A 10,958-nucleotide genomic window follows, 5' to 3' on the forward strand; every position below is an offset into this window, starting at 1 on the left:
GCGGGCCCCTCGGCGCGGTGGACTACCGGGTGCCCTGCCTGCGGCGCAGGCGAGCCGCGATGAGCGTCGCCCCTCCTCCGGCGAGTAGGGTCGCGAGGGCGACGAGCGGCAGCGCTTCGGTGCCGGTGCGCACGAGTCCGCCGCTGCCCGCAGAGCCGCCGCTGCCCGTGGCGGTGCCGTTCCCGCCGGCGTTCGAGGTGCCTTCCGAAGTGCCGTCCGCAGCGCCTTCCGAGGTGCCGTCCGCAGCGCCGCCGGAGCTTGCGCCGCCATCGCTGCCGCTCGAGGCGTCGGCACCGCCTGAGTTCGATCCCGAGGCGGCCGAGTTGCCGTTCTCCGAGCCGTCGGCGTCGGAGCCGCCGCCCTCGGTATCGCGCTCATCGAGTGCGAACGGGGCCCAGCCGATCAGGGAGCCGTCGACGGCCTGCGCCGCCACGACGTACTCGCCCGCCGGCAGGGACTCGGGGATCGCCGCGAGCGTGTCGCCGGCCTCGGAGACGTAGCCCCAGCCGAGTGCGGTGCTGAGCGGCGCCGCGTGCCCGACGGCGGTGCGGAGAGGCGCCGCCTGCGTGAGTGCGGTGCCGGGGGAGAGCGGCTGCGCGACCCCGGCGCCGGGAAGCGCGGTGAGCGCAACCGCCGTGCCGGAGTACTGCCCCTCGAACGACACCAGGAGGTCGCGGTCGTCGGTCACCACGGCGCTCAGTCCACCGCGGTTGTCATCGTTCAGCTCGGCGGTGGGGGTTGCGGGGGCGTCCGCCGGAGGAGTGAGGCGAATGCGGGAGAAGGTGTCTGCCGCGCGGTTGTCGAAGCTCTGCGTCCACCAGATCGTCTGGTGCCGGAGGAACGTCGCAACGCCGTACTGACGCGACGCATCGAGCGCGCCCGCGGGCAGATCGATCGTGACGGTGAACGATCCGCCCGAGCTGCGCAGCGCGCCCTCGTAGAGCTGACCCCACTCGGTGTCGGCGGACGTGGCGATCCAGTCCATGGACGCGGTCTCGCCCGGCTGCCAGTCATCGTCGGCGAAGACGCCGACATCGAGCGAGTAGCTTCCGAAGCCGTCGCTCGGAGGCGTCGAGAATCCGGCCCCGACCACCGTGACAGTACTGGGCTGCGACGGGTCGATTGGCTCGACCGGGTTCAGTGCGATCTGCGGCCGGCCGGTGGCCGCCACCACGCGGTAGTCCACCGCGCTCGTGCGAACCGAGTGTCCGGTGTCGTTGCCGACCAGCACGCGGAGCAGGCGCGGGCCGTCGCCGAGTTCGGCGGGCGGCAGCAGGATGCTGATCGCATCTCCGCGTGTGCTCACCTCGGTGCCCTCGACGGAACTCCAGGCGGTGCCGCCGTCCGTGCTCTGCTCGAGCTCGAAGCTGGTCGGCCTCGGCGTGCCGGAGGCGCGCATGGCGAGCTCCGCGCGGGATCCCTCGATGCCGAGAACGGAGGAGGGCTGTTCGAGGATCTCGATGCTCTGCGGCGCCGTCGTGCTGATCCGTACGTGAGCCGATGCGCTCTCGCCGGCTGCGTTCACCGCGACGAAGCGGATGGATCGTCCGTTCCACGACGCATCGATCTTCTCGAGCGTGAGTCGATCCTCGGTGGCGCCGGGGATCGGGGACCACGGCCCGGAGTCGCTATCGGCCTGCTCCCAGCGCACGGAGTCGGCGCCGTGAGCTGCGGCGATGAGGGTCACGTCGTCGCCCTCGAGGAACGGAGCGGGGGCGTCGGTCTCGGGGTTGGCGGTGATGACGGGCTTCACCGCGGTCTCCTCCTCGGCCGCGAACACCACGGTCGCGGGCTGGGGAGCCTTCTGCGGGTCGGACGAGCCGCCGCTCGTGTGCCAGTACGACGAGAGTCCCGACTCGTAGTGGAAATCGACCAGCGATGCGGGCCAGGACCCCCAACCCGGCTGCTGCTTGACGGCGTCCGGAATGGCCGACGCATCCTGCCGCCCCTGCTCGGGCGCTCCGGGTGCGACCAGTGGATGGTAGTCGACGCCCGCGAAGTCCGGCGTGAACGAGAGCCCGCCGTCCTGCAGTGCGACCTGCGCGAACGTCGCGAGCGTGACCTCTCGCGGGGCGAGTTCGAAGCCGTTGTCGGGGTCGGACATCGATGCGCCGCGGCCTCCGACGGTGGCGCTCAGCGAGCCGGACCCGTCGGCTTCGATCGAGAGTACGGGGTTCTCGATCCACCAGGGGATCGCGCCGTTGTAGGCGTTCGCGGTGAATGCGCCGTTCCAGCGCACCTCGCCGGCCCCGGTTGCGGGATCGATGCTGCCGGTTCCATGGGAGAAGAGCGCGCGCTGGTTCATCGAGGAGCCTTCGACGGGCAGGCAGATGCTGGCCCGCGACGCCGTCTCCGCGGCGCCGTCGACGCCGCGCTTGATGATCCGTACGTCGTCGCTCTCCGCCGAGAATTCGCGCTGCTTGCCGGCCGAGAAGAATGCGCAGGCTGCGCCGCGGGGATCGGCCGCCTGATAGACGCCGTTCACGCCCCACTCGAGGCTTGCCTCGGTGACGGTGAGCGTGTCGGCCGCGTGGACCGGGGGTGCGCTCGAGAGGGGGATGGAGACCAGGGCAGCGCAGCTGGCGAGTAGCGCCAGCGCGCGCACACGTGTGCTCGTCAAAATGACTCCTTGTAAGAGGGGGACGAAGGGCCGAGTTCGGCCCTGAACACTAGCTGGGTAAGGCTAGCCTAATGATCATCACATGTTTAATATCCGAGCGCATATCGATGTGCGCCCGGGGGTGGCGCGCGTGTCGGGGCCATCGGGACGAGCCGGAGTGCAGCGGCGTGTCACCGGGATCTCACCTGTCTCCCACCCCGAGGCGCACCCGTGAGACCGACTCGATCGTTCCAACCCGAGGCGTTCGGCACCGATGGATCAGGCGGTTTCGGACGGAGGGCTCAGCCTCGGACATCGGACTCCGGACCGAGGACGGGCGCGGCTCGGCCCGGTGCGCGAGAAGGCCGGGTGGGACGAGGGCGCGGAAGAGGTGGCGGACCGAGGCGCCGAACTCGGGCGATGGCCTCAGCCGGCGGGACGGGGCGTTGCTCGGGCTGCAGGGCTGCCGGGCTGCTGAGCCGCCGGGCTGCTGAGCCGCCGGGAGCGCACTCGCCTCCCGCCGGGCTCCCTCAGTGGTCGGCCGGGGGCGACAGCCGGGTCTCGTAGGCGTCGAGCGCGAGCTCGGCGGCGCGCAGCGCCTGGGAGCTGTAGCGCCCGATCGCACGCTCCTCGAGCAGCGCCTCCCGCTGCGCCTCGAGCGCGACGCGTGCGAGGCGCTGGTACATCTGGCCGGGAGTCTCGGGCCCCTGCACGTCGAGGGGTGCCGTGGGCGCCGCGGCGACGGCCATCGGGAGGAGCGCGCTGCGGGCGCTGGCCCGAGCCTTCCGCACCGCCGCCTCGGCGGCCGCCGCCGCTTGGGCCTGCTGCTCGGGATCTGCTCCCGCGGCCGAGCCGGTCTTCGCGGTCGCTTCCGGCTGCTCCGAGGCCGCGTCGGCGACCGCTTCGTCGATGGCGTCGTCGGCGGCTTCGGTGAGGTCCCTGCTGAGCGCGGTGAGCTCGGCCTTCTCGCCGCCGGATCCCGCGCCGTCCGGCCAGAGCCTGCGGATGAACGCGGGCAGCGTGAGGCCGTGCAGCAGCAGGGTGATGACCGCGACGGCGAACGCCGCGAGCACGATCTGGGGGCGATAGGGCACTGTCGTCGGGATGGACTGGGCCGCGGCCAGAGTGACCACGCCCCGCATGCCGCTCCAAGACAGCACGACGCCGTCCCGCCAGCCCAGCTGCTGCTCGCGCTCGTGCTCGAGGTCGGCCGCCGAACGCCGGGTGCGGATGTCGAGCCGGCGGAGTCGTTCGCGCATGCGGCCGTCGGTGCGCTCGGCCATCCCGGAGCTCTGCACTCGCTCGTTGAGCTGGGCATAGCCCTGGTTGCGGCGCTCGTACTGGCGGGCGACGCCGCGCATGCCGGCGATGAGCGGGGTCACGAAGGCCGCGCGGCAGACGATCAGGAGCGCCACGAGGGCGAGAGACAGCAGTCCGATGTGCTCGAGCTTCAGCTCGCTCTCGCCCACCTGCTCGACGAGCGAGTGCAGCTGCAGGCCCATCAGCAGGAAGACGCCGTTCTCGAGGATGAACTGCACGGTGCGCCAGTTGAGGCGCTCGTTCATGCGCGCCGAGGCGCTGAAGCGCCGAGATGCGTGGTGGCCGGTGTAGAGCCCCGTCACGACGACCGCGAGCACCCCCGACGCCTGCAGCTCCTCGGCCGGAACGAACGCGACGAAGGGCACGATGAACGAGACGATCGTGTCGTGCACCGGGCTGGTGAGCTTCGAACGGATCCACACCGTGATGACACCGATGATGAGCCCGACCGCGATCGCCACCGCGACGGAGAAGAAGAACGCTCCGGTGGCCGTGGAGAGCGCGAAGCTGCCGGCGGTCGCGGCGATCGCGGTCTTCAGCAGCACCAGCGAGGTGGCGTCGTTCACCAGACTCTCGCCCTCGAGGATCGACACCACCCGCTCGGGCATGCCGAGCCGTTTGCCGATGGAGGTCGCCGCCACCGCGTCGGTGGGACTGATGACGGCGCCGAGCGCGATCGCCGCCGGGAGCGGTATGGCCGGCACGATCCAGTGCACGAGGAAGCCCACGGCGACGGCCGAGATGATGACGAGCACCACCGAGAGGCCGATCACCGGTCGGAAGTTGCGGCGGAAATCGATGATCGGCACATTGACCGCCGCCGCGTAGAGCAAGGGCGGCAGCACGATCACCAGGATGATCTCCGGGTCGATCTCCACGAGGGGCACGAAGGGGAGATAGCCGATGCCGATGCCGAGCACCACGAGCAGCAGCGGCGCGGCGACGCGGATCTTGCTGCCCAGGATCGACGCGCCGACGAGGAGGATGACGGCTGCGACGGCGATGAGCTCGAGTTCCATGACCGTATCCTAGGGCTCTGCGTGATCCGCCTGCTCGATCGGGCCGGGCTTGAGCCCGTGGAACGCCGACCATCTCGCGAGTTCTCCGGCGAGCGCGTCGGTGTCGATCCGCGCGCCTGGAAGCGGTGCGACCTCGATCCCTCCGCTCTTCCGGGTGATCTTCTTCCACGTGCCCACGACGCGGCCCCGGTGCACCACGGTCGCGAGGAACATGCCGTTGCGGCCGGGAACGATGCGCTCGAAGTGCGCGGGGTCGCGCTGCGGGTCGCGCAGGGTGTAGCCGAGCAAATGCTCGTCGAAGGAGGGGAGCAGCAGCCAGTCGGGCACCGCGACGGATGCGCCGAGCAGCTCGGCCGGCACCCACAGCGCTCCGGCGGCACCCGGCGTCTCGGCGAGCTGCACTCGCTCCAGCCGGCCCTCCTCGGTCGCGGTCTGGAGCCCGCGCTTGGCGTCGGAGGCGGTGATGCCGGCCCACCAGGCAAGGTCTTTCGCGCGCACGGGGCCGCGCGCGGCGGCGTAGCGGGCGGCGAGTTCGGCCAGCGGGTCGTCCGGGGTGCGCGGATTCCGGATCCAGCCCTCCGCGAGCACGAGGCGGGGCTCGACCGCACCGTCGGTCGGGCCGAAGGTCGCGAGGCCGTTCTGGCACAGCCACCAGATGAGGTGGTACCGCCAGTTGCTCTGCCACTCGATGCCCGCCTCGGTCCAGACGGCCGAGAGCTCGTCCCGGCCCAGGCCCTCGCTGCCGCGGAGCGCCTGCAGCGAGACGTCGACCAGCCGTTCGAGCACCTCGTCGCTCATGCCGAGGAACTCGCGGCGCTTCGCGGCCCCGGCGAGCGGCCTGGTGCCGGCCACCGATTGCATCCAGCCGATGTCCTCCGCGGGGACCACGTGGATCGTACCCCGCATCGGCCACGTGCGCACCACCCGGCCCTCGTTGAAGGCCGCCGTCACGTCGGCGAGCGTCACCTCGCCTCCGGCGAGGCTCGCCGCGCGCACGCCGAGCGCCCACCGGGAGGATCGCCAGTCCTGGCCCTGCAACGCGAGCATGTAGCGCGCGACCGCGGCGACGCGGTCGGATCCCGAACCGCTCGCGGCCCCCGTGCCGGCGCCGGCACCCGTGACGCCCGGAGAACCTGCTCCGACCGGCCCGTCGTCGGTCAACCCGAGGGCGCGCATCCGCAGCGCCAGCAGATCTTCGGAGGCGATGGTCTCGGTCATGGGGTCAGTGTAGACCGGGCCTCGGACACCCTCCCCGCCTCAGAACCGCGCGCGGCGGTACTGCGGCGGCACGAGCTCCTCGGCCGAGGGCGCCCGCAGCTCGTGCGCCCAGCGGATCGGCAGGTGCGGATCGGCGAGCAGCGCCCGGCCGAGCGAGACGACGTCGGCCTGACCGGAGGCGAGGATCCCCTCGGCCTGCGCCGCCGAGGTGATGAGCCCGACCGCGCTGACGGGCAGCGGGCCACGACCCACCCGCTCCGCGAGCGAGACCTGGTACGAGGGGCCGACGGGGATCTTCGCGTCGGTCGTGTTGCCGCCGGAGGACACGTCGATGAGATCGGCGCCGTCCTCGGCGAGCCACTCCGACACCGCGGCGGCCTCTGCGACGCCGAAGCCGCCGTCCGACCACTCCGTCGCCGAGATGCGCACCACGATCGGCAGCGCGGCGTGCCGATCCCGGATCGCGCGCACGATCTCGCGCAGCAGGCGCGCGCGGCCCGCGAGCTCACCGCCGTACGCGTCGTCGCGCAGGTTGGAGAGCGGGGAGAGGAACTCGTGGACGAGATATCCGTGGGCGGCGTGCACCTCGACCACGTCGACCCCCGCGGCGACCGCCCGGTCGGCCGCGTCGGCGAAGGCGAGCACCACCCGCGCGATCCCCTCCGCATCCAGCGCGCGCGGTGTCGCGAGTTCGCCGAACGGGATCGCGGACGGCGCCACGGTCTCCCAGCCGCCCGCCTCGCCCGGCACCGATCCCTCGGGGAATCCGGGCAGCCACGGATAGGTGGAGGCCTTGCGGCCGGCGTGGGCCAGCTGCACGCCGAAGCGGGCGCCGTGCCCGTGCACGATTCCGGCGAGGCGCGCGAACGCGGCGGCCTGATCCTCGTTCCACAGGCCGAGATCGCGGGGCGAGATACGTCCTTCCGGCACGACCGCCGTCGCCTCGGCCATCACGAGGCCCGCGCCGCCGCGGGCGAGACCGCCCAGGTGCTGCACATGCCAGTCGCGGGGGATCCCGTCCTCCTCGGACACCGAGTACTGGCACATGGGGGCGACCCACAGGCGGTTGCGCAATTCGACGTCTCGGAGGATGATCGGGCGGAAGAGATGCGGGTCGGCCATGGCTGGCGAGTCTACTCCTCGGGGGTGCTGGGAAGAATCTCCGCCGCCGAACGTTGCACCCCGTGACGACATCCCGTCGACCGCCCGCAGTCGGCCCACCCGGCACGACGTCCCACTGGAGGCACCGCCCGTTGACCACGCTCCTGCGCATCCTGAGGTTCACCCGATCCCTCACCCCCTATTACATCGGCATCATGATCGCCGCCGCGGTCGTGACGGCCGCGGGCCTCGCCGTGCCGTTCATCACCGGCCGCGCCACCGATGTGATCGTGAGTGCGGCTGGGGCATCGGTCTCGGGCGAGAGCGCGGTGGCGGATGTCGCCGGTGACGCGATCCGCATCGTCGTGCTGCTCGCGATCGCGCTGCTGGCGGTGAGCCTGGTCGAGGCCGGCATCGGCAACGTGGGCGGCTACTGGGGCGACGTGATGAGCGCGAAGATGCGCACGATCCTCTCGACGCGGTACTTCGAACAGCTGCTGGCGCTGCCGCAGCGCTACTACGACAACGAGCTCACCGGCACGATCGTCGCGCGGCTCAACCGCTCGATCTCCGAGATCACGAACTTCATGAAGACGTTCTCGAACATGTTCGTGACGCTGCTGCTGACCACGATCTCGGTGCTGGTCATCAGCGCCTGGTACTACTGGCCGCTCGCGGTGCTGCTGATCATCGCCTACCCCGTCTACCTGTGGCTGACCGCGCTGACGAGCCGCAGGTGGCAGCGCCTCGAGGGGGAGAAGAACGAGCACGTCGACATCGCCTCGGGCCGCTTCGCCGAGGTGGTGGGGCAGATGCGCGTGGTCAAGTCGTTCGTGCGCGAGCGCAGCGAGCTCGACGCGTTCAACCGCCGCTTCGCGAGCACCGAGCACCTCACCGCGCAGCAGTCGCGCCACTGGCACACGATGGACGCCCTGCGCCAGGGGGTGCTGCACGCGATCTTCTTCGTGCTGTACGCGATCATCTTCGTGCGCACGGTCACCGGGCACTTCACGCCGGGCGAGATGGTCATGCTGATCCAGCTCATGGCCATGGCCAGGCAGCCGGTCATGAGCCTCAGCTGGGTGGTCGACACCGCGCAGCGCGCGATCGCGGGATCGAAGTCGTACTTCGAGGTGATGGATCTCGACCCGATGCGGGTCGACGGCGGCGGGGCGCGTCCACGGGAGCCGCAGGCCTGGGTCAAGCCCGAGGTCGAGGGCGACCCGGATCGGCCGGCGGTCTCGTTCCGCGACGTGCGCTTCGGCTACGACGACGATGACGACGTGCTCGCGGGCATCTCCTTCGACGTCGCACCGGGGGAGCGGATCGCGTTCGTCGGCGAGTCGGGCGGCGGCAAGACCACGATCACGAGCCTGCTGATGGGGCTGTACGGTGTGCGATCGGGCCGTATCGAGGTGGCGGGTGCGGGCGAGGATCTGGACGAGCTGCGCAGCAGCGTCGGCGTCGTGTTCCAGGAGCCGAACCTGTTCTCGGGCACGATCGCCGAGAACATCGCGTACGGGCGCCCGGAGGCGACGCGCGAGGAGATCGAGGCCGTGGCTCGGCGGGCCGCCGTTGACTCGTTCGTGAGCCGCTTCCCGAACGGCTACGACACCGTGATCGGCGAGCGCGGCGTGAAGCTGTCGGGCGGGCAGAAGCAGCGGATCGCGGTGGCGCGCGCCATGTTGAAGGATGCGCCGATCCTCGTGCTCGATGAGGCGACCTCGGCGCTCGACACGAAGTCGGAGCGCTTGGTGCAGGCTGGCCTCGAGGATCTGATGCAGGGCCGCACGAGCTTCATCATCGCGCACCGGCTGTCCACGATCGCCGAGGTGGATCGCATCGTGACGCTGCGCGACGGCCGCATCGAGGAGATCGGCGCCCCGGCCGAGCTCGCTGCGTCGGGCGGGATCTACGCGGAGCTGCTCGAACTGCAGCACTCGACCTCGAAGGCCGATCGCAAGCGGATGCGGGAGTTCGAGGTGGTGGGGTAGGGCCCTGCTTCCTGCTTCCTGCTTCCTGCTTCCTGCTTCCTGCTTCCTGCTTCCTGCTTCCTGCTTCCTGCTTCCTGCTTCCTGCTTCCTGCTTCCTGCTTCCTGCTTCTCCACCACTCATGCAGGAGAAAGCCGTTCGCACAGGGAGGAACTCGCGGATTCCTCCTGCACGACTGCTTTTCTCCTGCACGGGTGGCGCGGGATCGGCGCCGGATCCGTGAATGTCGGCGGTCTGTGCCAGGGTTGAAGGGTCGCACCGACCGCGAGACCCGAAGGAGGCCCCGATGCACGAGATCAAGTGCCCGCACTGCGGGAGAGCGTTCACCGTCGACGAGGCGGGCTACGCCGACATCCTCAAGCAGGTCCGCGACCGGGAGTTCGAGCAGCAGCTGCACGAGCGGCTCGAATTGGCGGAGCAGGACAAGCGGAACGCGCTCGAGCTCGCGAAGACCGCCGCCGCGGCTGAGCTGCAGCGGGCGGCCGCTGACAAGGACGCCGAGATCCGGAGCCTGCAGTCGAAGCTCGAGGCGGGCGAGACCGAGCAGCGGCTCGCCGTGGCCGAGGCGCTCGGTGCGGTGGAGAAGCAGCGCGATGCGCTGGTGAACGAGCTTGAGCAGGCGAAGCGGGAGAAACAGGCGGCCGTGGAGCTGGCCGAGGCGAAGCTCGTCGCCGAGCTGCAGCAGGCTGCCGCGGCGAAGGACTCGCAGATCCAGGAGCTGCGGGCGCAGCTCGAAGCCGTCGGACTCTCTCAGAAGCTGGCGATCACCGAGGCGGTCAGCACGGTCGAGAAGCAGCGCGACGAGCTGAAGAGCGGGCTGGAGCGGGCGGAGCTCGAGAAGCAGCTCGCCGAGAAGTCGCTGAGGGAGCGGTACGAGATGCAGATCCGGGATCGCGATGAGGCGATCGAGCGGCTCCGCGATATGAAGGCCCGCCTGTCGACGAAGATGGTCGGCGAGACCCTGGAGCAGCACTGCGAGACGACGTTCAACCAGATCCGGGCGACGGCGTTTCCCAACGCGTACTTCGAGAAGGACAACGACGCGCGCACCGGCAGCAAGGGCGACTACATCTTCAAGGACCTCGACCTCAGCGGCATCGAGATCGTCTCGATCATGTTCGAGATGAAGAACGAGGCCGACGGCACCGCGACGAAGCACAAGAACGAGGACTTCCTGAGGGAGCTCGACAAGGATCGCCGTGAGAAGGGGTGCGAGTACGCGGTGCTCGTGTCGCTGCTCGAACCCGAGAGCGAGCTCTACAACAGCGGGATCGTCGACGTCTCGCATCGATACCCCAAGATGTACGTGATCCGCCCGCAGTTCTTCATCCCGCTGATCACGCTGCTGCGCAACGCAGCGCTGAACGCGCTGAAGTACAAGGCCGAGCTCGAGCAGGTGAAGTCTCAGAACATCGACATCACGAACTTCGAGAGCGAGCTCGACTCCTTCAAGGACGCGTTCGGCCGCAACTACGATCTCGCCTCGCGCCAGTTCCAGGAGGCGATCAAGCGCATCGACACGTCGATCGCCGAGATGCAGAAGGTGAAGGACAACCTGCTGAAATCGGAGAACAACCTGCGGCTCGCGAACGACAAGGCGCAGGGCGTCTCGATCAAGAAGCTGACGCGGGGCAACCCGACGATGCAGGCGAAGTTCGCCGAGCTCGAGAGCGGTACCGACTCGAGCGCCGACGCTCGGTGAAGCAGGA

At 70.2% G+C, this 10,958-nt stretch carries 6 protein-coding genes; 2 read left to right on the forward strand and 4 right to left on the reverse strand.

The features are described from left to right. Positions 1-22 precede the first annotated feature (22 nt). The 4 genes from AMS65_RS16780 to AMS65_RS16795 all read right to left on the reverse strand — a co-directional run bounded on the left by AMS65_RS16780 (position 23) and on the right by AMS65_RS16795 (position 7,278). Positions 23-2,620 (reverse strand): hypothetical protein, encoded by a 2,598-nt coding sequence (locus AMS65_RS16780; protein WP_157502396.1) that lies wholly within the window; start codon positions 2,618-2,620, stop codon positions 23-25. Positions 2,621-3,129: 509 nt separating this feature from the next. Further along, on the reverse strand, positions 3,130-4,938 hold the full coding sequence (locus AMS65_RS16785; RefSeq protein WP_053385323.1) for a cation:proton antiporter: 1,809 nt from the start codon (positions 4,936-4,938) through the stop codon (positions 3,130-3,132). Between the two features lie 9 nt (positions 4,939-4,947). After that, entirely contained in the window at positions 4,948-6,156 is a 1,209-nt protein-coding gene (locus tag AMS65_RS16790; protein WP_053385324.1) for a winged helix DNA-binding domain-containing protein, read from the reverse strand. Between the two features lie 39 nt (positions 6,157-6,195). Beyond that, positions 6,196-7,278, reverse strand: coding sequence for an NADH:flavin oxidoreductase/NADH oxidase (locus AMS65_RS16795; RefSeq protein WP_053385325.1), 1,083 nt, complete (start codon positions 7,276-7,278; stop codon positions 6,196-6,198). 131 nt (positions 7,279-7,409) lie between these two features. Here AMS65_RS16795 and AMS65_RS16800 point away from each other — a divergent pair, with 131 nt between their 5' ends. Together AMS65_RS16800 and AMS65_RS16805 are read left to right on the forward strand one after the other, a co-directional pair. Continuing rightward, positions 7,410-9,251, forward strand: coding sequence for an ABC transporter ATP-binding protein (locus AMS65_RS16800; RefSeq protein ID WP_053385326.1), 1,842 nt, complete (start codon positions 7,410-7,412; stop codon positions 9,249-9,251). Between the two features lie 284 nt (positions 9,252-9,535). Further along, the gene (locus AMS65_RS16805) at positions 9,536-10,951 is read left to right on the forward strand and encodes a DUF2130 domain-containing protein (protein WP_053385327.1); all 1,416 of its coding nucleotides are present in this window, start codon (positions 9,536-9,538) and stop codon (positions 10,949-10,951) included. Positions 10,952-10,958 lie beyond the last annotated feature (7 nt).

It is taken from the genome of Leucobacter celer subsp. astrifaciens, from assembly GCF_001273835.1.
GTDB classification, from domain to species: domain Bacteria; phylum Actinomycetota; class Actinomycetes; order Actinomycetales; family Microbacteriaceae; genus Leucobacter; species Leucobacter celer.